The 22,131-nt window shown below is 73.0% G+C and carries 20 protein-coding genes; 14 read left to right on the plus strand and 6 right to left on the minus strand.

All coding sequences use genetic code 11. The features are described 5' to 3' along the window. From J1M38_RS09740 to J1M38_RS09765, 6 genes are all read left to right on the plus strand, one after another. On the plus strand, positions 1 to 2,102 hold a 2,102-nt coding region (locus J1M38_RS09740), incomplete at its 5' end, for a YafY family protein (protein WP_241246629.1). Positions 2,103 to 2,139: 37 nt separating this feature from the next. Further along, positions 2,140 to 2,397 carry a twin-arginine translocase TatA/TatE family subunit gene (locus J1M38_RS09745; protein ID WP_002855080.1) on the plus strand — a complete coding sequence of 86 codons (258 nt, stop codon included), beginning with the start codon at positions 2,140 to 2,142 and terminating at the stop codon, positions 2,395 to 2,397. A gap of 20 nt (positions 2,398 to 2,417) precedes the next feature. Continuing rightward, positions 2,418 to 3,275, plus strand: a complete 858-nt coding sequence (gene tatC, locus J1M38_RS09750; RefSeq protein ID WP_041103787.1) for a twin-arginine translocase subunit TatC — start codon at positions 2,418 to 2,420, stop codon at positions 3,273 to 3,275. A gap of 74 nt (positions 3,276 to 3,349) precedes the next feature. Next, on the plus strand, positions 3,350 to 6,340 hold the full coding sequence (locus tag J1M38_RS09755; RefSeq protein WP_041103785.1) for an RNA helicase: 2,991 nt from the start codon (positions 3,350 to 3,352) through the stop codon (positions 6,338 to 6,340). Positions 6,341 to 6,359: 19 nt separating this feature from the next. Continuing rightward, positions 6,360 to 7,454, plus strand: coding sequence for a hypothetical protein (locus tag J1M38_RS09760; protein WP_041103783.1), 1,095 nt, complete (start codon positions 6,360 to 6,362; stop codon positions 7,452 to 7,454). A gap of 90 nt (positions 7,455 to 7,544) precedes the next feature. Beyond that, a complete protein-coding gene (locus tag J1M38_RS09765; protein ID WP_036315073.1) occupies positions 7,545 to 8,276 on the plus strand; it encodes a polyprenol monophosphomannose synthase in 732 nt (243 codons plus the stop codon). A 76-nt stretch (positions 8,277 to 8,352) separates the two neighbouring features. Here the strand turns inward: J1M38_RS09765 and J1M38_RS09770 are convergent, their stop codons facing one another. The 3 genes from J1M38_RS09770 to J1M38_RS09780 form a co-directional block, all read right to left on the minus strand. Continuing rightward, entirely contained in the window at positions 8,353 to 8,700 is a 348-nt protein-coding gene (locus tag J1M38_RS09770; RefSeq protein WP_080772566.1) for an RNA polymerase-binding protein RbpA, read from the minus strand. 87 nt (positions 8,701 to 8,787) lie between these two features. Then, positions 8,788 to 9,978 (minus strand): SPFH domain-containing protein, encoded by a 1,191-nt coding sequence (locus J1M38_RS09775; protein WP_036315078.1) that lies wholly within the window; start codon positions 9,976 to 9,978, stop codon positions 8,788 to 8,790. Between the two features lie 52 nt (positions 9,979 to 10,030). After that, positions 10,031 to 10,507, minus strand: a complete 477-nt coding sequence (locus tag J1M38_RS09780) for an NfeD family protein (protein WP_020624804.1) — start codon at positions 10,505 to 10,507, stop codon at positions 10,031 to 10,033. Positions 10,508 to 10,655: 148 nt separating this feature from the next. Between J1M38_RS09780 and J1M38_RS09785 the strand changes: the two genes are divergently transcribed. Together J1M38_RS09785 and J1M38_RS09790 are read left to right on the plus strand one after the other, a co-directional pair. Continuing rightward, positions 10,656 to 12,761: an NADPH-dependent 2,4-dienoyl-CoA reductase gene (locus J1M38_RS09785; RefSeq protein ID WP_041103776.1), complete on the plus strand. Its 2,106-nt coding sequence runs from the start codon at positions 10,656 to 10,658 to the stop codon at positions 12,759 to 12,761. 59 nt (positions 12,762 to 12,820) lie between these two features. Next, positions 12,821 to 13,369 carry a hypothetical protein gene (locus tag J1M38_RS09790; protein WP_041103774.1) on the plus strand — a complete coding sequence of 183 codons (549 nt, stop codon included), beginning with the start codon at positions 12,821 to 12,823 and terminating at the stop codon, positions 13,367 to 13,369. A 16-nt stretch (positions 13,370 to 13,385) separates the two neighbouring features. Here the strand turns inward: J1M38_RS09790 and J1M38_RS09795 are convergent, their stop codons facing one another. Both J1M38_RS09795 and J1M38_RS09800 read right to left on the minus strand, forming a co-directional pair. After that, positions 13,386 to 13,631, minus strand: coding sequence for a superinfection immunity protein (locus tag J1M38_RS09795; protein WP_002854519.1), 246 nt, complete (start codon positions 13,629 to 13,631; stop codon positions 13,386 to 13,388). Between the two features lie 191 nt (positions 13,632 to 13,822). Continuing rightward, positions 13,823 to 14,473: a hypothetical protein gene (locus J1M38_RS09800; RefSeq protein WP_044658562.1), complete on the minus strand. Its 651-nt coding sequence runs from the start codon at positions 14,471 to 14,473 to the stop codon at positions 13,823 to 13,825. Between the two features lie 109 nt (positions 14,474 to 14,582). Between J1M38_RS09800 and J1M38_RS09805 the strand changes: the two genes are divergently transcribed. Together J1M38_RS09805 and J1M38_RS09810 are read left to right on the plus strand one after the other, a co-directional pair. Beyond that, positions 14,583 to 14,999: a DUF3054 domain-containing protein gene (locus J1M38_RS09805; protein WP_036315092.1), complete on the plus strand. Its 417-nt coding sequence runs from the start codon at positions 14,583 to 14,585 to the stop codon at positions 14,997 to 14,999. Between the two features lie 68 nt (positions 15,000 to 15,067). After that, complete coding sequence (locus J1M38_RS09810; protein WP_036384759.1) at positions 15,068 to 15,349, plus strand: Lrp/AsnC family transcriptional regulator; 282 nt, start codon at positions 15,068 to 15,070, stop codon at positions 15,347 to 15,349. Between the two features lie 54 nt (positions 15,350 to 15,403). Here J1M38_RS09810 and trpD read toward each other — a convergent pair whose 3' ends face one another. Beyond that, a complete protein-coding gene (gene trpD / locus J1M38_RS09815; protein ID WP_044658561.1) occupies positions 15,404 to 16,462 on the minus strand; it encodes an anthranilate phosphoribosyltransferase in 1,059 nt (352 codons plus the stop codon). A 250-nt stretch (positions 16,463 to 16,712) separates the two neighbouring features. On the opposite strand from trpD, the gene J1M38_RS09820 reads away from it, so the two are divergent. From J1M38_RS09820 to J1M38_RS09835, 4 genes are all read left to right on the plus strand, one after another. Further along, entirely contained in the window at positions 16,713 to 17,291 is a 579-nt protein-coding gene (locus J1M38_RS09820) for a cytochrome c oxidase subunit 3 (RefSeq protein ID WP_020625607.1), read from the plus strand. An 85-nt stretch (positions 17,292 to 17,376) separates the two neighbouring features. Beyond that, positions 17,377 to 18,183, plus strand: coding sequence for a cytochrome c (locus tag J1M38_RS09825; RefSeq protein ID WP_002854532.1), 807 nt, complete (start codon positions 17,377 to 17,379; stop codon positions 18,181 to 18,183). 69 nt (positions 18,184 to 18,252) lie between these two features. Further along, positions 18,253 to 19,329 (plus strand): ubiquinol-cytochrome c reductase iron-sulfur subunit, encoded by a 1,077-nt coding sequence (locus J1M38_RS09830; RefSeq protein WP_044658560.1) that lies wholly within the window; start codon positions 18,253 to 18,255, stop codon positions 19,327 to 19,329. A gap of 5 nt (positions 19,330 to 19,334) precedes the next feature. Continuing rightward, on the plus strand, positions 19,335 to 21,029 hold the full coding sequence (locus J1M38_RS09835; protein WP_060973439.1) for a cytochrome bc complex cytochrome b subunit: 1,695 nt from the start codon (positions 19,335 to 19,337) through the stop codon (positions 21,027 to 21,029). The last annotated feature ends 1,102 nt before the right edge of the window (positions 21,030 to 22,131 follow it).

The following is a 22,131-nucleotide window of genomic DNA, read 5'->3' on the forward strand; positions in this document are numbered from 1 at the left end:
CCGTGACCCCACCCGCCCCGCGGCGCGCCGGCGACGAGGCCGCCGAGCGCATCATCTCGCTGCTGTGGCTGCTGCTCTCGGCACCGCACGGTCTCGAGCGTGACCGGATCCGACGGCAGGTCGTCGGCTATGAGGGGCTCACGGACGCCGCCTTCGAGAAGCTCTTCCAGCGGGACCGCCGCGTGCTGCGCGCCGTGGGGGTCCCGCTGGAGACGCTCGAACCCGCGGGCTTCGACGAGGGCGAGGCGGGGGTGCGGCACCGCGTCGTCCGCGATGCGCTGCTGCTGCGCGACCTCGACCTGACCGTGGACGAGCGCCGCGCCCTCGTGCGGGCGCGGCGCCTGTGGGGCGACTCGCCGCTGCGCGCCGACGTCGTCCGCGCCGTGGGCCTGCTGTTCCAGCCGGCCACCGACCTCACGGGCGACGACGAGCTGGCCGGGTACCACACCCTCATGCCCCGGGCCGACCCCCGGCTCGAGGCCCTCACCCAGGCCGTGGCCGACGAGGCCGTGCTGCGCTTCCCCTACCGCGACGCGCGGGGGCGGGCCACCCGGCGCACCGTGCGGGCCTGGTTCCTCACCCTCGTGCGCGGCCGCTGGTACCTCACCGGCTGGGACCTCGACCGCGGCGCCGAGCGCAGCTTCCGGCTCACCCGGATGGAGGGGGAGCCGCGCCGCGTCGAGCGGGCGACGGACGCCCCCGGCCGTCCCGAGGACCACGACCACGCCGGCCTCGTGGCGCGCCTGGCCGGGCAGGCCGACGCCGAGCGGGTCCGGGTGTGGCTCGCGCCCGGCCGGGGTCAGGGCGTCCGCGCGGTCGGTGAGCCGGCCGAGCCCCGGGTCGAGGACGGCGCCGCACCGGGGCCCGACTGGGAGCTCTGGGAGGCCCCCGCCGGACCGCGCGAGGACGGCCTCGCCGCGGAGATCGGCGGCCTGCTGGGCCGGGCCGTGCCCTCGGCCGCGCACCCGGACCTGACCGACCGCGTCCGCGCGGGCCTGGCCGCCGCGGCGGAGACCCACGCCGGTCCCGCCGACCCGGCCCTGCTCGAGGTGGCGCTCGCCGCGCCCGTCCGGCGCCGCGCCCGCGACTCGAGCGAGGACCTCGTGGGCCGCCTGCTGGACATCGTGGGGCTGGCCAACCGGGCCGGTGGGGTGGACCGGGCGGAGCTGCGCGCGCGTCTCGGGGTCACCGACGAGCGCCTCGACGCCGACCTCGAGACGCTGCGCTACTGCGGCATGCCCGAGCGCGACTTCCCCGGCTTCCAGTTCGAGGTGGCGGAGGTGGCCGGCCGCGTCCACGTGGAGCGCGCCGCCGACCTGGCCGGTCCCGTGCGGCTGACGCGCCCCGAGGCGCACAGCCTCGTGGCCGCCCTGCAGACGGTCGCGGACCTGCCGGTGCTGGACGAGGCCGACCGCGAGGCCGCTCGCTCCGCCCAGCGCCGGATCCGCGCCGCGGTCCTGGACGCGGGGGCCCCGGATGCGGACGACGCGGACGACGCCGCCCTCCGGGAGGCCGAGGCGCACACCGCCGGCGAGCCCCCGGTCGCCGTCGCCGCCCACTGGGACGTGGCCGTGGACCCCGCGACGGTGCGCACCCTGCTGGCCGCCGTGGCGGAGCGGGCCGTCGTGCACCTGACCTACCGCTCCGTGCATGCCGATGCCCTCACCGAGCGGGACGTGGAGCCGCTGGCCCTGGTGCAGGACGGGGCGCGCCTCTACCTGCAGGCGTGGTGCCGTCGCGCCGAGGACCACCGGGTGTTCCGGGTGGACCGGATCAGCGCGCCCGCACCCACGGGGGAGACGTTCGCGCCCCGGGCTCGGCCCGCGCGCTGGCGGGTCCATCCCGACGACGCCGCGGGGGTGCCGGTGCTGCTGCGCTGGGCCCATCCCGTCCGCGACGCGGCCGCCGGCTACCGCCCGGACGCCCAGGCCGACCTGCCCGACGGCGACCGGCTCACCCGGGTGCATCTGACCGACGCCGCCGTGGCGGCCGCGCTGGTCGGACGCCACGGCGGCGCCGTCGAGGTGCTGGCCCCCGCCGACCTCCGGACGTCCGTGGCGGACGCGCTGGGCGATGCCCTCGCGGCCCTGCCGGCGCGGTAGCCTGGACCCCGGAACCCCATCGAAAGGACCCTTCATCATGGCTGGACTCCAGGGCTGGCAGCTCGTCATCATCATCCTGCTCGCGATCCTGCTCTTCGCGGCGCCGAAGCTGCCCGCGATGGCCCGCAACCTCGGCCAGTCGATGCGCATCTTCTCCTCCGAGGTGAAGCAGATGCGCACCGAGGGCAAGGGCACCACGGACGAGCGCTCCGGCGCCGGTTCCACCGCCGCGGACGAGCCGGTCGAGGGCCGCGTCGTCGAGCGTGACGAGACCGACCCGCGCGACCCGCGCTGAGCCGGAAGGACCCCCACCCGATGACCGAGGTCGACGAGGTCGCCCGCCGCACCCGGCGCCGCCGGAAGCGGCGGGACAACCCCACCGGCGAGATGCCGCTGCGCGAGCACCTCACGGAGCTGCGCAACCGACTGCTGAAGTCGGCGCTCGCCGTCGCGGTCGGCATGGTGATCGGCTTCCTCGTCTACCAGCCGGTCATGGCGGAGCTGTTCCGCCCGGTCAAGGAGATCGCCAGCCAGGGACACACGGCGGCCGTCGCCTATGACACGGTGGCCTCGCCGTTCGACCTCATGCTCAAGGTCAGCATGTTCATCGGGCTCATCCTGTCCAGCCCGGTCTGGCTCTACCAGATCTGGGCATTCATCGTGCCGGGTCTGAAGAAGGCCGAGAAGAAGTACGCCCTGGGCTTCATCGCCGCGGCCGTGCCCCTGTTCATCTTCGGCATCGCGCTGGGGTGGCTCGTGATGCCGCAGGCCGTCCAGTTCTTCGTGGGCTTCACTCCCGAGGGCGGCGCGAACCTCCCGACGGCGTCGGTGTACATCAGCTTCGTCACGCGTCTCTACCTCGCGTTCGGCGTGGCCATGGTCCTGCCGGTGCTGCTGGTGGGACTGAACATGCTCGGCATCCTGCCGGGCCGCACGATCGTCCACCACTGGCGCATCACCGTCTTCGTGATCATGCTGATCGCCGCGATCGCCGCCCCCGGTGCGGACGCCATCTCCATGTTCTACATGGCGATCCCGCTCGTCGTCCTCTTCGGCGTGGCCATCGTCCTGTGCCTGTGGGGGGACCGTCGTCGTGACCGCCGCTCGGGGCAGCGCGAGGTGGACGTCGAGGCGGAGCTCGCCGAAGGCCCGAAGCCGCTCGATCAGATCTGAGCGTCGTACGCGGCGGCCCTCCCGCCCGGACGCACGACCACGACGGCGTCCGGACCCGCCAGTAGGGTGGGGCCATGGCCCACCATCCCGCGTCCGCGACCCCGCACGACGAACCCGAGCTGAGCCCGGCGGGGCGCTACGCCCGTGCCCGGGCGGCCCGGCACCATGCCGGCTCCGAGCTCGGCCGGTTCGCCGCACGCGTGGGCTTCCCCCTCGACGACTTCCAGCGCCGCGCGTGCGCCGAGGTCGAGGACGGCCACGGCGTCCTCGTCGCGGCGCCCACCGGTGCCGGCAAGACGGTGGTCGGCGAGTTCGCCGTCCACCTGGCCCTGGCCCGCGGCACGAAGGCGTTCTACACCACCCCCATCAAGGCCCTCAGCAACCAGAAGCACGCGGACCTCGCCCGCGTGCACGGCGCGGAGAACGTCGGCCTGCTCACGGGGGACACCTCCGTCAATCCGGACGCGCCCGTCGTCGTGATGACCACCGAGGTGCTGCGCAACATGCTGTACGCGCAGTCGGACACCCTCATCGACCTCGGCTTCGTCGTCATGGACGAGGTCCACTACCTCGCCGACCGGTTCCGGGGACCGGTGTGGGAGGAGGTCATCATCCACCTGCCCGAGCACGTGCAGCTGATCTCCCTGTCCGCCACGGTGTCCAACGCCGAGGAGTTCGGCGCCTGGCTCGACACGGTCCGGGGCGCCACCACCGTGATCGTCTCGGAACACCGGCCGGTGCCGCTGTGGCAGCACATCATGGCCGGGGGCCGGCTCTACGACCTGTTCGCCGAGGACATCGCCTTCGAGGACGCCGCGGACCGGGACGGGGAGGCCCTGCTCAACCCCGAGCTCAAGCGCCTGGGGGAGGAGGCCGAGCGCCGGTTCCAGCGCGCCGACTGGGGGCGCCCCGGGCGGCAGCAGCACCGCGACGGGCGCGGGGGCGGCACGAAGGGGCGGGCCAGGGGCGGCCGGCACACGGGTCGCGACGGCGGCCGGGGCCGGACCGGCTCGTCCGCACTGGACCGGGAGCGGCCGGTCTCCGGTCGGCCGGGCGGTCACGACGGCGGCCCGCGGCGCGGACCGCGGCTGTCCACGTCGCGTCCGGAGATGATCCGGGTCCTCGACCGCGACGGGCTGCTGCCATGCATCACCTTCATCTTCTCCCGGACCGGCTGCGACGCCGCCGTGGAGCAGTGCCTGCGGGCCGGGCTCGACCTCACCACGGCGCGGGAGAAGGCGCTCGTGGCCGAGCGGGTCGAGGAGGCGGCGCGCCTGCTGCCCGTCGAGGACCTGGAGATCCTCGGGTTCTGGGCGTGGCGGGACGGCCTGTCCCGGGGCTTCGCGGCCCACCACGCCGGCATGCTGCCCCCGTTCAAGGAGGCCGTCGAGGACCTGTTCACCGCCGGCGCGCTCAAGGCCGTGTTCGCCACGGAGACCCTCGCCCTCGGCATCAACATGCCGGCCCGCTCCGTGGTGATCGAGAAGCTGGTCAAGTTCAACGGCGAGAACCACGTCGACATCACGCCGGGGGAGTACACCCAGCTGACGGGCCGGGCGGGCCGCCGCGGCATCGACGTCGAGGGCCACGCCGTGGTGATGTGGCGTCCCGGGCTGGACCCGGCCGCCGTCGCGCGCCTGGCCTCGCGCCGCACGTACCCGCTGCGCTCCTCGTTCCGGCCCACCTACAACATGTCCGCTAATCTGCTGGCGCAGGTCGGCGCGGAGCAGGCGCGGGGCATCCTCGAGTCCTCGTTCGCCCAGTTCCAGGCGGACCGCTCCGTGGTGGGCCTGGCCCGCGAGCTCCGTTCGAAGCAGGCCAGCCTCGAGAAGTACGAGGAGGCCATGCAGTGTCACCTCGGCGACTTCGCCGAGTACCTCACCCTGCGCAAGGAGCTCGCGGCCGCGGAGAAGTCCGGCTCGCAGGGACGCCGTCGAGCCCACCTGGCCGCCGTGAAGGACTCGCTCGCGAACCTCGCGGTCGGGGACGTCGTCGAGCTCGATGCCGGCCGCTCACTCGGCCGGGCCGTCGTCGTGTTCCCCGCCGGCAACCCCCAGAATCCGCGCGTCGGCGTCGTCACGGACAAGGCGCAGCTGCGCCGCATCACGGTGGACGACGTCGCCGGGCCGGTCGAGCCGGTGGCAGGCGCCGCCCTGCCCCAGGTGGTGCAGGTGAAGACGCCCGCGCAGCGCAAGGACGTCGCCGCGCTCATGCGCGAGGCCGTGCGCACGGGCCGCCCGCCCGCCGGAGGCCGCAGCACGGCGGGCTTCCGCCTCCGGGAGGACCCGGCCGCGCCCCGGGTCGAGGAGCTGCGCCGGGCGCTGCGCCGCCACCCGTGCCACGGCTGCCAGGACCGCGAGGAGCACGCCCGCTGGGGCGACCGCTGGTGGGCCATGCGGCGGGAGGTCTCCGTCCTGAGGGAGCGCATCGCGGGCCGCACCAACACCATCGCCCGCACGTTCGACCGCGTGGTCGGTCTGCTGCGCGCCTACGGCTACGTGCAGGAGGACGCGCCCTCACCCCGTGCGGCGCTCACGGAGCGCGGCGGGGCCCTGCGCCGGATCTACGGCGAGCGGGACCTGTTCACCTCGCTGGTGCTGCAGGATCCGGCCATGGACGGCCTGACGCCGGAGGAGTGGGCCGCCGTCGCCGCGCTGCTCGTGTACCAGGGCAAGGGGGAGACCGAGCCCGGACTGGTCCCGATGCCGACCCCCCGGCTCGCGCGCGTCGCGGAGGCCGCCGAGCGCATCGAGGAGCGCCTGCGCACGGACGAGGCCCAGGCCCGGCTCGAGCCGACGCCCCGGACGGACCCCGGGCTGGTGGCACCCATGCACCGCTGGGTGCGGGGCGCCACCCTGCGCCGCACCCTTGACGGCGCGGACCTCGCCGCGGGCGACTTCGTCCGCTGGGCGCGGCAGGTCATCGACGTGCTGGGCCAGCTGGCCAACGTCCCCGGGGACACCCGTCGCAGCCGTGCCTGCCGCCGGGCCGCGGACCTCGTCTCCCGCGGCGTCGTGGCCACCTCGCTGCCGGCGGCCTCGGCGCCGCGCGCGGACGAGGACTGACACGGGCTAGGGTGGGCGGGTGAGCGCACACCTGTTGACCCGCGGCATCATCCACTCGACGACGGACCCGTACGCACAGGCGCTGCTGGTCCGGGACGGGATGATCGCCTGGCTCGGCGCGGACGACTCCGCGGACCGCGTGGCCGACCCGGGTGACGAACGGCGGGACCTCGACGGCGCCGTCGTCGTGCCCGTGTTCGTCGAGCCGCTGGCCCGGCCCGCGGACGCGCGGGACGCGCTGAGCCGCGGCACCGCCGTCGTGACGGTCCTGGCCGGGCCCGAGGACACGGGCGCCGCGCCCGCCGACGAGGACGTCCAGACCGTCGTCTACCGGCACGCCGACCGCGTGGACGCCGAGGCGGCCGGGGTGTGGCTGCCCGTCGGGACCGACACCGACCCCGCCACGCTCACCGGCCTCCTGACGGCCTCGACCCAGGCGGGGGAGCAGGCCTACCTCGTCCCCGACGGCGGTGCGGACGCCGGGCCCGCCGCCCAGGACGTGGCCCTGACCGCCCTGCGCTCGGTCGCGGAGGAACTCGGCACCGCCGCCCTGGGCCGCGTGCGCCATCGGCTCGTGGTCACCCACCCGGTCACCGCCGAGGACCGCGCCTTCCTGGCCGCCGCCGGGGTCAGCGCCACCGTCGTCCCCGACGCGGACGGCGTGCTGCACGCCCCCGTGGCGAGCCTGCTGGCCGACGCCGTCACCGTGTGCCTGGGCGCCGGCCCGGCCGGGGACCCGTGGGCCGCCGTCCGGTCGGCGCTGTCCCACCCCGACCCGGACGAGCGCATCTCCGCCCGCTCCGCCTTCGCCGCCGCGACCCGCACCCCGCTGCGCGCGCTGCCCGACGCTCCGGCGGCACGCCTGTCCGTCGCCCCGCGCCTGAGCGTGTCGGCCCCGGCCGTGTTCGGCGTCTGGGACGCCGACGCGGTCGCTGTGCAGTCGCCGGACGGCCGGGTGGCGGCGTGGAGCACGGACACCCGGGCCGGCACGCCGCTGCTGCCGGCCCTCGACGCCGAGACCGCCCTGCCCCGCTGGCGGGCCACCTGGGTGGACGGCCGGATCGCCGCGGAGGACGTGGCCCGCGACGCTCACGACGCCGCGACGCCGGCCTGAGACCTCCGCTTCCTATACTCGAACGGATGCGATGGCCCGTCCGACCGGCGGGCCGCCCCCACGACCCCGGCCGGAAGGCGAGAACCGCACATGCGCGTGCTGACCATCATCCCCACGTACAACGAGATCGAGTCGCTGCCGCTGACCCTCGGCCGACTCCGTGACGCCGTCCCGGAGTCCGACGTTCTCGTGGTGGACGACGCCTCCCCGGACGGCACCGGCGACTGGGCCGACGCCCGCGCCGCCGAGGACCCCTCCGTGCACGTGCTGCACCGCACCACCAAGGACGGCCTGGGCGGCGCCTACATCGCCGGGTTCCGCTGGGGCCTGGAGCGCGGCTACGACGTCCTGGTCGAGATGGACGCGGACGGCTCGCACCAGCCCGAGCAGCTGCCGCGCCTGCTGGAGGCCGTCCGCACCGCGGACCTGGTGATCGGCTCGCGCCGCGTGCCGGGCGGCAAGATGGTGAACTGGCCGACCTCCCGCAAGATGATCTCGTGGGCCGGCTCCCTGTACCCGCGGATCATGCTCGGCCTCAACCTGACGGACATCACGGCGGGCTACCGCGCCTACCGGGCCGACACGCTCCGTGCGATCGACCTGGACGCGATCGAGTCCAAGGGCTACGGGTTCCAGGTGGACATGACCTTCCGCACGGCCCGGCTCGGCAAGCGGATCGTCGAGGTCCCGATCACGTTCGTGGAGCGTGAGCTCGGCGAGTCCAAGATGAGCGGCGGCATCATCGGCGAGGCCGTGGTCAACGTGACCCGCTGGGGCCTGGCTGCGCGCTGGGAGGGCCTGCGCGCCCGCCTCGGCCTCTGAGGCGCACAGCCCCCGAACGACGACGGGGCCGGATCCATGGCGGATCCGGCCCCGTCGTGCATGGGGGAGCGGCGGGTCAGGCGTCGACGTCCTCGCCGCGGCTGGCGCGCAGCTTGTTGAGCTGGATCTTGTAGGTCTCCTCCAGCTCGTCGAGGCTGCGGCGCTCGCGCAGCATGTCCCAGTGGGTGCGCACGGGCTTGCCCTCGGTCTCAGCCGGCTTCTCGCCGCTGACGAGGAACGCCTCCTTGCCGGTCTTCGAGGTCCAGGTGGCCGGCACGTCTGCCTCCACGGAGAAGGTCACGAACACCTGCTCGCCGTCCTCCGTGCGGTACTCCACCCGCTGCCGGGCGGCGGGCTCGACGCCGGCCTCGGACTCCAGGGACTGCGCGCCCAGGCGCATGCCCCGCAGGCTGCGATCGCTCACGTTTCCTCCTCGTCAGGCCGCGCCGAGGCCCGCGCGGGGGCGCGGGCCGATCGAGGCGCGGCGGGTCGTCCTCACTGATGGAACCATTCAGTGTCCCACAGCATTCCCGTCGGCCTCGCCGGCCGGGCGGGTGCCGGGGGTGCGGCCGGCCGACGGGTCGGGCTCAATCTCCTGCGGCGTGGCCAGGGCCTCGTCGAGCGAGGTCTGCGGCATGTCCTCCGCCGTCACCGCGCCGGCGGTCATCGCGTCCATGACGCCGCTGGCGCGCAGGGCGTCCGCGGTGGTGGGGCGGGACCCACGCGGCCGACGCGCGCGCTCCGGGGTGACGCCGACGTGCTCGGCGCCCGGCTCGCCCGCGCGGTCCCCGGAGTCCCGACGCCGGGGTGCGCGCTCCGGGGTGGGGCGGTCGCCGTCGCCGGGGGCGAACGCCTCACCGAGGCCCTGCAGGGCGCGGGTGAGCTCGGCGGGGACCACGAACATGGTGGTGGCCTGGCCGTCGGCGATCTTGGGCAGGGACTGCAGGTACTGGTAGGCCAGGACCTCGGAGTCGGCGCCGCCGGAGTGGATGGCGTCGAAGACCACCTCGATCGCCTCGGCCTCGGCGTTGGCGCGCAGCACGCGTGCCTGAGCCTCGCCCTCGGCGGAGAGGATCTGGGACTGGCGCTCGCCCTCGGCCGTGAGGATGGCGGCCTGCTTCGTGCCCTCGGCGGTGAGGATGGCGGCGCGGCGGTCGCGCTCGGCGCGCATCTGCTTCTCCATCGAGTCCTGGATGGACATGGGCGGGTCGATGGCCTTGAGCTCCACCCGCGAGACCCGCAGGCCCCAGCGCGTGGTGGCGTCGTCCAGCACGCCGCGCAGCTGGGAGTTGATGGAGTCGCGAGAGGTCAGCGCCTCCTCGAGGTTCATGCCGCCCACGACGTTGCGCAGGGTGGTGGTGGTGAGCTGCTCCACCGCGTGGATGTAGTTGGCGATCTCATAGGTCGCGGCCTTGGCGTCCGTGACCTGGAAGTAGACGACCGTGTCGATGGAGACGACGAGGTTGTCCTCGGTGATCACCGGCTGGGGCGGGAAGGAGACGACCTGCTCGCGCATGTCCACCATCGGGAGCATGCGGTCCACGAACGGGATGATCAGGGTCAGCCCGGCGCCGGCCGTGCGGTTGTACTTGCCGAGGCGTTCGATGTTGGCCGTCCGCGCCTGCGGGATGATCTTGACCGAGGAGGCCACGATCACCGCCGCGAGGACGGCGAGGACGACGAGGACGATGAGGGTTTCCATCGGGGTCCCTTCTTCTGGGGTCGGTGCGGTCGGAACGAGGACGTGGGGCGGCTCAGGCGCCGTCCGCCTCCCAGTCGATGCGGGGGAGCGGGCGGACCACCAGGGTGGCCCCGTCGATGCGCAGGACGGTCACCTCGTCGCCGGGGGCGACCTCGGGCGCCCCGGGCTCGACGCGGGCGGACCAGGTGTCGCCGTCGACGGCGAGCGTGCCGGCGTCGCCGGTGATCGCGCCCTGGGCCGCGACGCGACGCCCCGGGAGCGTGTCCAGGTAGGAGGCGCCGGCGCCGGTGTCCTTGCGCAGGTGGCGCAGGGCGACGGGGCGCACGGCGGCGAGCATCAGCAGGGCGACGGCGGCGAACGCCGCGAGCTGGAGCGCCAGCGGGCCGCCCACGAGCGCGACCACCCCCGCCGCGCCGGCCCCGGCGGCGATCATCAGGAAGACGAGGTCGAGGGTCAGCAGCTCGACGCCGGCCAGGCCGGCGGCCAGCACCAGCCACAGCCAGCCCGCGTTCGCCTCGATCCACTCCATGCGTGCGCTCCCCTCCGTGTCGGGTGCGCGGACGGGTCTGCCGCGCTCGACGTGTGATCCCCATCCTGCCCTACGCAGTGGCTTTGGACACAGCGTGTCCCCAGGCGGTCCTGGAAGTCGGGAGCTACCGCCCGGTAATGTGAGCTGCATGACATCTTCACCCGTCGCGGTCTCGCCCCTGCTCCAGCCGATCACCCTGGGCCCCCTCACGCTGCCCAACCGGGTGGTCATGGCCTCGATGCACATGGGACTGGAGGACCGGCACGACGACCTGCCGCAGCTGGCGGCGTTCTACGCGGAGCGGGCACGCGGCGGCGTCGGACTCATCGTCACCGGCGGCCTGGGCGTCGTCCCCGAGGGCACGGTGACGCTGGGCGGGGGGATGCTCGCCAGCGAGGAGGACGCGCGCGCCCATCGCGTCGTCACGGACGCCGTCCACGCCGCCGGGGGCAGGATCCTCGCCCAGCTGCTGCACGCGGGACGCTACGCCCCCAGCCCCGACCTGGTCTCGGCCTCCGCGGTGCGAGCGCCGATCTCGCGGCACACGCCCCGGGAGATGACGGCCGCGGACATCGAGCGGACCGTGAACGCGTTCGCACGCGCGGCCACGTTGGCCCTGGAGGCCGGATACGACGGCGTGGAGATCATGGCCTCGGAGGGCTACCTCCTCAACCAGTTCCTCGCCCCGGCGACGAACCGACGCGCGGACGAGTACGGGGGCGACGCCGAGCGCCGACGCCGGTTCCCGGCGGCGGTGGTCGCGGCCGTGCGCGAGGCGCTGGGGGAGCGCGGCGTGCTCTCGGTGCGCACCTCGGCGGCGGACCTGGTCCCCGACGGGCAGACGCGCGCGGAGATCGCGGACACCGCCCGGGCCTTCGAGGCCGCCGGAGCGGACGTCCTGATGACCGGCATCGGGTGGCACGAGTCCCGCGTGCCGACCATCGTGACCTCCGTGCCGCGCGCCGCGTTCCTCGCCGCCTCGGCTGACCTGACCGCCGCCGTCGACATCCCCGTGATCGCCTCCAACCGGCTCACCACCCCCGCCGAGGCGGAGGAGGCGCTGACGTCCGGGGCCGCCGCGCTCGTCGGGCTGGCCCGGCCCCTGCTGGCGGACCCCGAGTGGATGGCCGCGATCAGCGACCCGCGCGCTCGGACCCTGACCCCGTGCATCGCCTGCAACCAGGCCTGCCTCGACCACGTGTTCACCGGGGCCAAGGTCTCGTGCCTGATGAACCCCCGCGCCGGGCGGGAGACGGAGCCGGAGTACGCCGCGCCCGTCCCGGTGGCCCTGGGCCGCCGGCGCCGGATCGCCGTGGTCGGTGCCGGGCCGGCGGGCCTCACGGCCGCGGAGCGTGCGGCCCGGTTCGGGCACGAGGTCACCCTGTTCGACCGGCACGCCGAGCCCGGCGGGCAGTTCCGGCTCGCCCGGCGCATCCCCGGCAAGGAGGAGTTCGGTCCCGCGCTGGAGCACCTGGCGGCCCGCGCGGCGGCATCCGGGGTGACGCTCGTGACCGGGGAGGAGGTGTCCGCACAGACACTCCTCACGGACGATGGGCGGCCGGGCTACGACGAGGTGCTCCTCACCACCGGCGTGCGGCCGCGGCCCGTCGCTCTGCCCGGGGCGGGGGAGCCGGGCGCGCCCGCCGTCCACGCGTACGACGACGTGGTCCTGGGCCACGTCGACGTCGGTCCGCGCGTCGCGGTGATCGGCGCCGGCGGCGTGGGCGTGGATGTCGCCGAGGCCCTGGCGGCCGGCACGGAACGGCCGGACGGGACACCCGAGACGCAGGAGCACTGGCGGGCCCGCTGGGGCGTGGCACTGACCTCTCAGACGCCGGGCCAGCTGGCGAAGCCGGCCGCGGCCCACCCCGGACGCGAGGTCCACCTGCTCCAGCGCAGCCCCGGACCGATCGGCGTCCGACTGCGCCCCACCACCGGCTGGGTGCACCGCGCCGAGCTGCGGCGGCACGGGGTCCACCTGCACTCCGGTGTGACCTACGAGGGCCTCGGCCCCGACGGCCTGCGCGTGACCGCGCCGTCCCCGGAGGACCCCGAGACACGCGTGCCGCTGACCCTGGATGTGACGGACGTCGTCGTGTGCGCCGGGCAGGAGTCCGAGACGGATCTCGTCGAGGACCTGGTGGCTGCGGGCTACGCGCCGGAGGCGGTGCGCCTGATCGGTGGCGCGGCCGAAGCCCGCGAGCTCGACGCCTACCGGGCCATGGACCACGCCGTGCGGGCCGTGCAGGGCTGAGCCGCGCCGCCGGCCGGCGGGCCCTCCCGGGCGGACGACGTCAGGGCTACGGTCGGGGCATGGCTCTCATCTACACCGCACGCCTGGACCCGGACAAGCCCGAATGGATCCGCCGCCGCCTCGTGGCGCACGGACTGCCCGCGGACGTGACCGCCGAGAAGGTCGGCTCGTACCGGTTCGACGATCCCGCCGGCGAGATCGGCGTCGAGTCGATGCTCGTGCGCGTGGGGGACCAGCTGTATCAGACCGCGTTCGCCTACCGAGGCGACGCACCCCTCGAGGGGGACGTCGTGGCCGAGGCGGAGCACTCCGTCCTGGGACACCGCTGGGTCGTGGACGCCGCCACCGACCCGGACGCGCGCCGCATCCTCGCGGCGGGCGTGCGCGGCGAGATCCCGCAGGCCCGACTCGAGATGCACGACGAGTCCGGGACCTACCTCGAGACGCGCGCCCCGGACCTCACCCTCCGCGTGATCGGCGCCGATGCGACGGGGGAGCTCGAGGTGCCGGTCGAGCTGTCGGAGACGGATGAGGCGGACGTCGACGGCCCGCGATGCCTCATCGCCGAGGGAGACGGTGTGCGGGCCGTCGTCGCGCGTCTTACCTGAGGGGCGGTCCGCGCGGTCAGAGGCCGCGCGGACCCCAGGACCGCAGCCGGCGATGGCTGGTGAGCGACATGTACAGCGCGATGCACCAGCCGAGGACGGTCCACCCGGTGAGCAGGTTCACCCAGAATACCGCCCACACGTTGGAACGGCCACGGACGGCGGCGACGGCCCATGGAGCCAGGTAGCCCGCCGTGGCGATGGCCAGGACGACGGCGATCGTCGCGTGCAGGGGGCGGTCGCGCTGGTCGGTCATGATCGTCATGGGTCCAGGCTACGCGCGAGACCCGCCGCGGAGGGCGCCCTGTCCACCGTTCCGCAGTGCGCCGATAATGTACATTATGTCAACTAGCCTGTTCTTCGCCTCCCCTTCGGAGGCCGCCTGCACGGCACGCGCCGCGTCGTGAACTGGCCCAGGTGGCCGCGCCGGGCGGCACCGACACCGCGTGCCGGGGTTCACTCCCCCGGGTCTGCGGACAGCCGCTCCAGCAACGGCAGGACAGCCGCCACCGCCGTCCGGCTCTCGTGCCAGAGCCCGTGTCGCAACCGGGAATGGACGGCCTGCTGGCTGATCCCGAGTTCGGCCGCCGCCTCTCGCTGACTGGCGCCGGCTTCGACCAGCCGTCCCGCCGCGTGCTGATCAGCGGACCGGCGCCGTTCCACCGCGGCGACCAGCTGCAGGGTGGCCTCCGCACAGCGCAGATCAGCCTCTCGGCCGGCATCCGAGGCGCGGTCCGCGCGACCTCCGCCCGGCAGCACGAGTCGGCCCGGTGCCCGCCGGGCCCGCCGCCGCTCGGCTGTTGTCAGGTACGACAATGATGAATCCTTGTCGAGGGCATCCTCGGGATCCAACAGCACCGCCCAGGACCCGGTCCGCACGGCCCACAGCGCCAAGCCGACCGTGGCCGCCATGCCGTCGACGACGACGGCCAGCTCGCCGTCGTGCGACGCCGCATCGGTGCCCGGGCCGGATTCGTCGAGAAGCCACGCCGCCGCGGTCACAGCCGCGTCCGGGCGAGGATCGTCGAGCAGCGCGGCTGCCAGACGCCGCGCGTCGTCAGCGGTGGCGGCGGTCGGTCGGATGGGCACCAGATGCACGGACACCATGCAGTGAGCCTACCTCTGACAAAGGCGCTGTCTTGTTGTGGGGCCCGTCTGCCGAGCCGTCCTCGGCCGGACGCTCCGTCCGGACGTCTCGGTGCGCCAGACTGGATGCATGACGTCCTCCCCCACCGCCCGTCGTGTCGTGCCCGCCGAGCATCGCGCCCCGCGCGGCGCCCTGCCTGCGCTTGCCGTCGACCTCCTGCTCACCGTCCTCTTCGTGGCTCTGGGCCAGGGGCAGCACTCCACGGAGCGCGGGCTGCTGGGTCTGCTGGTCACGGCGGCGCCGTTCCTCGCGGGCCTCCTGCTCATGACCGGGCTGACCTCCGGACACCGGACCTGGGCCCGCGTGTGGCCCCACGGCGTGATCGTCTGGCTGGGGACCGTCGCCGTCGGGATGGTCCTGCGCGTGGCCTTCGGCCTCGGTGGCGCACCCGTGTCCTTCGTGCTCGTGGCGCTCGGGGTGCTGGGCGTCCTGCTCCTGGGCCGCCGGGCAGTGACCGCCTGGCTGGTGCGCCGCACCCGGAGGTGAGGAGCCGGCGCGCAGCTAGGATCATCGCGGACACCGGACCCGCAGCATCGAGGAAATGAGGACCGCCCGTGGTCACCGCCATCGTCTTGATCAAGACCGACAAATCCAGCATCCCGGAGACCGCCGAGGCCCTCGCTGCGCTCGAGGGGGTCGGGTCGGTCTACTCCGTGACCGGCGCGTGGGACCTGGTGGCGATGGTCAAGGTGCGCCGCTATGAGGACCTCGCCGACGTGATCGCCGACCACCTCTCCAAGGTCGACGGGATCCAGGACACCGAGACCATGCTGGCCTTCCGGACCTACTCGTCTGAGGACCTCGGCGAGGGATGGGCGCTCGGCTTCGACTCCTGAGCGTCCTCTCCACGACGGGCCCCATCTCGCCGGCGAGGGCCCGTCGTCGCACCATCAGGATCGGGAGAAGGCGACCCAGCGGTCCAGGACGTCACGCGCGGCGCCGGAGTCGATCGACTCGGCGGCCCGCGCCATGTTGGCCGCCAGTCGCTCCATCAGCGGCGCGTCCGCGTCGCGGTCCCAGGCCGTCAGGCCCGCGGCCGCGTTGAGGAGGACGGCGTCGCGGATCGGGCCCTTCTCCCCCGCCAGCAGAGCGCGGACGAGGGTCGCATTGTAGGCGCCGTCCCGCCCGGCCAGGGCCTGGACGGGGGCCAGGTCGATGCCCAGCTCCCGGGGATCGAGCTCGTGGGTGCGCACACCGTCCCGGACCTCCATGACGGTCGACGGCCCCGACGTCGTGATCTTGTCCCGGCCGTCCGCCCCGCGGAAGACGAAGCCGCGCACCCCCCGGTCCGCGAGCACCTGCGCCAGCAGCGGGACCATGGCCTCACTCGAGCAGCCCAGGGCCTGGGCGGTGACCTGGGCCGGATTGCTCAGGGGGCCGAGGAAGTTGAACACGGTGGGCACGCCGAGCTGCTTGCGCACCGGGGCCACATACTTCATGGACGGGTGGTAGTTCTGGGCGAACAGGAACGTGATGCCCACGGCCTCGGCGCACTCCTCGGCCTTCCGGGCCGGCATGGACAAGTCCACGCCGAGGGCCTCGATCACGTCGGCCGCGCCGGCGGTGGACGAGGCGCCGCGGTTCCCGTGCTTGACGATCCGCGCGCCCGCACCTGCGGCCACGAGCGAGGACATCGTGGAGAGGTTCACGGTCCCCAGACGGTCGCCGCCCGTGCCCACGACGTCGAGGGTCTCCCCCGGCACGTGCACCGGGTTCGCCGCCTGCACCATCGCCTCGGTCAGGCCGCGCAGCTCCGGCACCGTCACCCCCTTGGCGGCCAGGGCGAGGAGGAATCCCCCCACCTGCCCCTCGGTGGCATCGCCGGCCATCATCTCCCCCATGGCCCACGCGGCGACGTCGTCGCTGAGGTCCTCACCGACGGTGAGGGCGCGGAAGACCTCCGGCCAGGAGGTCCCAAGGACTGCTGCGGTGTTCTCGGGGGTGCTCACGCACTGAGCCTAGCGGCCCGGCCGCACCCGGCACCGCGTCGTGTCATGCGCCGCGCACCGCGAACCTGAACATCCCCTGGACGCCAGCCCCCGACTGTCACTGAAACCCCCCGACGGTGCTGACGACCTGTCCTGCGACACGGTAGGTTCGATTTACCGCCCGGGCGGTGTTTGGGGCCATAATGGCTGGGTGACCACAGCTAACCCCACTCTCCATCAGCCCACCACGGGGCTCCCGAGCCGGCCGAACATGGTGCAGGTCGGGACCATGGTGTGGCTTGCCAGCGAGCTCATGTTCTTCGGTGGGCTCTTCGCCATGTACTTCACCCTGCGCTCCACGTCTCCGGAGCTCTGGGCCGAGCACACCGCGATCCTCAACGTCCCGCTCGCCGCGGTGAACACGACGATCCTGGTGCTCTCCTCCGTCACCGCCCAGTTCGGCGTCCTCGCCGCCGAGCGCCTTCAGCCCCGCCGCACCGGCGGCTTCCTGCAGTTCGGGAAGTGGGGCATGGTCGAGTGGTTCATCCTGACCTTCATCATGGGCTCGATCTTCGTGGCGGTGCAGTCCTACGAGTACGCGGTTCTCGTCTCCGAGGGTGTGACCGTCGCGGCGAACGCGTACGGCTCGGCGTTCTACATCACCACCGGCTTCCACGCCATCCACGTGACCGGCGGCCTGATCGCGTTCCTCTTCATCATCGGCCGCGCCTACATGGCCCGCCGCTTCGGCCACCACGAGGCGACGTCGGCGATCGTCGTGTCCTACTACTGGCACTTCGTGGACGTCGTCTGGATCGCCCTGTTCTTCATCGTCTACTTCCTGAAGTAAGACGACCCCCACTCACCGCACCGACTTCAGGCCCGGGCCGGCAGCATGAGCGGCCCGCCCGGGAAGAGAACGATAGGAAACCCCCGTGAAGGCACTTTCGCAGAACCGACGCCATCCCCTGATGGGGCTGGCGCTCCTCCTGCTGGGACTCCTGGTGACCGGCGGACTGTACTCCGTCGCGAGCACCGTGAACCAGGCGCAGGCGGCCACGCAGGTCACCGCGGCCGCCTCGGCTGATGACATCTCCGAGGGCGAGAAGCTCTTCAACGCGAACTGCGCCTCGTGCCACGGCACGGGTGCCGCGGGGGGTCCCTCCGGTCCGTCCCTGATCGGTGTCGGCGCCGCCTCCGTCGACTTCCAGGTGGGCACCGGCCGCATGCCGATGCAGATGAACGGCCCGCAGGCCCAGGTCAAGCCGAACCAGTTCAACGACGAGCAGACGGCGCAGCTCGCCGCCTACGTCGCCTCGCTGGGCGCCGGCCCCGCCGTCCCCGAGGACGAGTACCTGGATGTGAACCACGAGGATGTGGACATCACCCGCGGCGGCGACCTGTTCCGCATCAACTGCGCCATGTGCCACAACGCGGCTGCGGCCGGCGGTGCGCTCACCCGCGGCAAGTACGCCCCGTCTCTGCACGGCGTGGAGGAGAAGCACATCTACGAGGCCATGGAGACCGGCCCGCAGAACATGCCGGTGTTCTCCGACTCGAACATCAAGCCCGAGGACAAGCGCGACATCATCGCCTACCTGAAGACCATCGAGAACCAGGGCTCCCCCGGCGGCCTCGCCCTCGGCTCGCTCGGCCCCGTCTCCGAGGGCCTGTTCATCTGGACCGCGGGCCTGGCGCTGATCATCGGCTTCATGGTCTGGCTCACCAGCCGGTCCTCCTGATCCCGTCGGCGCAGGCGCGCCGACCACCCGTCATCGACATTCATCACTCGAGTAAAGGAAACAGGACATATGGGCGAGAAAGGCTTTGAAGGGACCGAGCACCGCTCGGGTTCCCTCGAGCACGCCGGCGAGGACGCGCCCCGGTACGCGATCGACAACCCGGGCCTGCCTCCGCACCGTCCGCGCCTGGCCGATGAGGATCCGAAGGCTGCGAAGCGCGCCGAGCGTCAGGTCTCGGTCATGTTCCTCATCTCCATCGTGGGCACGGTGCTCTTCTTCATCGGCTACTTCGGCGTGGGGCAGATCGGGAACGGTGAGGCGTTCAGCAAGATCTACCTGCAGAACCTGCTGCTCGGCCTGGGCACCGCCCTCGCCATGTTCGGCATCGGCATCGGCGTGGTGCACTGGGCCAAGACCCTGATGCCCGACCACGAGACCGTGGAGGACCGTCATGAGATCCGCTCGGAGGCCGACCGTGTCGCCGCCACCGGGATGATCTCCGAGATCCTGGACGAGTCGCAGATCAAGCGCCGCCCCCTGCTGCGCAACACCCTGATCGGCGCCGCCCTGCTTGCCCCCCTGCCGTTCATCGCCGTGTTCCGCGATCTGGACGACTCGGACAACTTCTCGGATGAGGAGATCCACAACTTCGGTCCGGAGCGTCTGCGTCACACCATGTGGGCCGAGGGCGTGCGCCTCGTGCGCGACCCCACCGGCTCCCCCATCAAGGCCTCGGACGTCACGCTCGGCTCCGCCGTGCACGTCATCCCCGACGGCCTGAACGACCTGGGCCCTGACAAGCTCAACCAGAAGGCCAAGGCCGTCGTCCTGCTCATGCGCCTCGACCCGGCCAAGGTGAAGATCACCCCGGGTCGCGAGGACTGGAACGTGGACGGGATCTTCGCCTACTCCAAGGTCTGCACGCACGTGGGCTGCCCGATCGCCCTGTACGAGCAGCACACCCACCACCTGCTCTGCCCCTGCCACCAGTCGACCTTCGACCTGACGCAGGAGTGCAAGGTCATCTTCGGCCCGGCCAGCCACGCGCTGCCGCAGCTGCCGATCACCGTGGACGACGAGGGCTACCTCGTGGCCCAGAGCGATTTCCATGAGCCCGTCGGGCCTGTCTACTGGGAGCGTGGCTGACACCTATGAGCACCACCGTGAATGAGTTCCAGCCGGCGACCACGACCGGCCGCATCGCCAACTTCGTCGACACCCGCATGGGCATGTCGCCGATCGTGAAGTTCTTCGGCCGCAAGATCTTCCCGGACCACTGGACGTTCATGTTCGGCGAGGTCGCCCTGTACAGCTTCGTCATCCTGCTGCTGTCCGGCGCGTTCCTCACCCTCTTCTTCGACCCCTCCATGTCGGAGGTCGTCTACGACGGGGCCTACGCCCCGCTGCGCGGCATCGAGATGTCCGCGGCCTACGCCTCGACCCTGGACATCTCGTTCGACGTGCGCGGCGGCCTGTTCATGCGCCAGCTGCACCACTGGGCGGCGCTGATGTTCGTGGCGGCCATGTCCGTCCACATGCTGCGCGTGTTCTTCACCGGCGCGTTCCGTCGCCCGCGTGAGCTGAACTGGCTGGTCGGCTGCTTCCTGCTGATGGCCGGCTGGGCCGCCGGCTTCACCGGCTACTCCCTGCCCGACGAGGTGCTCTCCGGCAACGGCCTGCGCATCATCGACGGCATCCTGAAGTCGCTGCCGCTGGTGGGCACGTACCTCTCCGCCTTCTTCTTCGGCGGCGAGTTCCCCGGCCACTCGGTCATCGGCCGCCTGTACGCCCTGCACATCATGATCGTGCCGGCCGCCATCCTGCTGCTGATCGGCATCCACCTGTTCATGGTCGTCGTGCACAAGCACACCCAGTACCCGGGCCCGGGCCGCACCGAGGACAACGTGGTCGGCTACCCGGTGGGCCCCGTGTACGCGGCCAAGGCCGGCGGCTTCTTCTTCATCGTGTTCGGTGTGCTCGCGCTCATCGCCTCCACGGTGACGATCAACGCCAACTGGAACTACGGCCCGTACGATCCGTCCCCGGTGCAGGCCGGCACCCAGCCCGACTGGTACATCGGCGTGTTCGACGGCGCCCTGCGCCTCATGCCGGGCATGATCGGCGACTACTCCTTCCTCTGGAACATCCCGATGCCGTGGGGCTCCTCGGTGTCCCTGCCCATGGGCGTGCTCGTGCCGCTGATCCCGGTCGGCGTCCTGCTCGTCGGCATGTGCACCTGGCCCTGGATCGAGCGGTGGATCACCAAGGACAACACTGAGCACCACCTGCTCGACCGTCCGCGCAACGCCCCGGCCCGCACGGGCATCGGCGTGGCCGCCGTCGTCTGGTACTGCGTCATGTGGGCGGCCGCGTCCTCGGACCTCATCGCCACCCACTTCCACCTCTCCCTGAACGACGTGCTGTACGTGCTGCGCGCGCTGTTCTTCCTCGGCCCGGTGATCGCCTTCATCGTGACCCGCCGCATCTGCCTGTCCCTGCAGCGCAAGGACCGTGAGCTCGTGCTCCACGGCCACGAGGCCGGTGTCATCGAGATGTCCCCCGAGGGCGGCTTCCACGAGCGGCACCGTCAGCTCACCGACTACGAGCTGTACCGCCTGGTGTCCTTCGAGGACCGCCGTCCGGTGGCTGCCATCCCCAGCCGCAACGGCAAGGTGGGCATGCTGGAGAAGGCCCGTGCCGGCCTGAACCGCATGTTCTACCAGGAACGCGTCGCCCCGGTCTCCCGCGAGGAGCTGGTGGAGGCCCGTACCCACGGTCAGCATGGCCACGAGGAGCACCCCGTCGAGCTCGGACACGGCTCGGACGCTCCTCGTCTGGAGCGCTGACCCCGGTCGGCTGATCCTCTGACGAAGGGCCCCGCGCACCACGGTGCGCGGGGCCCTTCGGCGTCCCGGGAGGCGGGCCGCCGCGGCCACCGAGGGAGAGCCCGCCCACGGCCGCAGCGGGCGTCACGAGGCGGTCCAGCGCCCCGCCCCCCCGACTGCCGGGTCTCTGCGTCCTGCGCTGCGGGGTCCTCGTTCGGCGGCCACCTCGGGTGGGCGTGAGCAAAGTGGTGCGCCTCGCTCGTCGCGGCCGGCCGGTTCGGGCACGGACAGGCGTGCGTCCGGTCCGCGACGACGGATGCGGGGCGGATGCAGGTGGCGTTCTACGGGGGCATCCCGAGAGACGGCCGGAGACGGGCACCGTCGATGCTCTGGGTCCTCAAGCGGCTCTCCTCCCACGTGCGCTCAGAGTCGATGAGGTGGCGCCCCACCACGGGTGGGCGCTGCGACATCCGCTCGTCCTCGGAGGGAGGTCCGCGCATGGGCCTCGCCCACGCACACCACTGCCCTCTGTACCGTCCGCTGCGCCCGCCCACCACCAGCTGCGCCCGGACACGGTCGAACGTACCGGCACCGGGCCGGAATCCTCCGCCTGCGTGCCCACCCCGGCAGGGAAAGACCGGCGCCAGACGCCTCAGCGGGTCGCCGCCGCAGGCCGAGGCGCACCGTGCACCTGCAAGCTGTGGGACACGGGCCGACCCCCTAGCGGTGGCGCGCGGAGCTCTGACGGCCTCACGGCGAAGCCGGACCTGTCGCCGCGTGTGGCAGCGGTGCCCGGGCGGGGTGCACCGAGCTGCAACTCAGCGATCGACCAGCACACCCCCTGGCCCGGACCGGGGCGAGAGAGGACGTACCGGCCTGTCACCGCGACCGTGGTCTCGCTCGGGCGTGCACCTGCGAGGCCCAGCGACGCGAGGCGTCGGCGATGGAGGCGGGACACGACGTTCACCGTCGGCCCCTACCCCGGTGGCGACGCTCCCCCGGGCTCGGCCGGCCCCACGGCTGGCAGCGGCCTCATACCCTCCTGCCACACGACGCGGCGGTCTCCGGTCGCCCGGAGCGGGGTGAAAGCCGCGCGGCCGCCGACACGGTCACACGCGGTCGT

The sequence above is a fragment of the Micrococcus sp. KRD070 genome (assembly GCF_017168435.1).
GTDB lineage: Bacteria > Actinomycetota > Actinomycetes > Actinomycetales > Micrococcaceae > Micrococcus > Micrococcus luteus.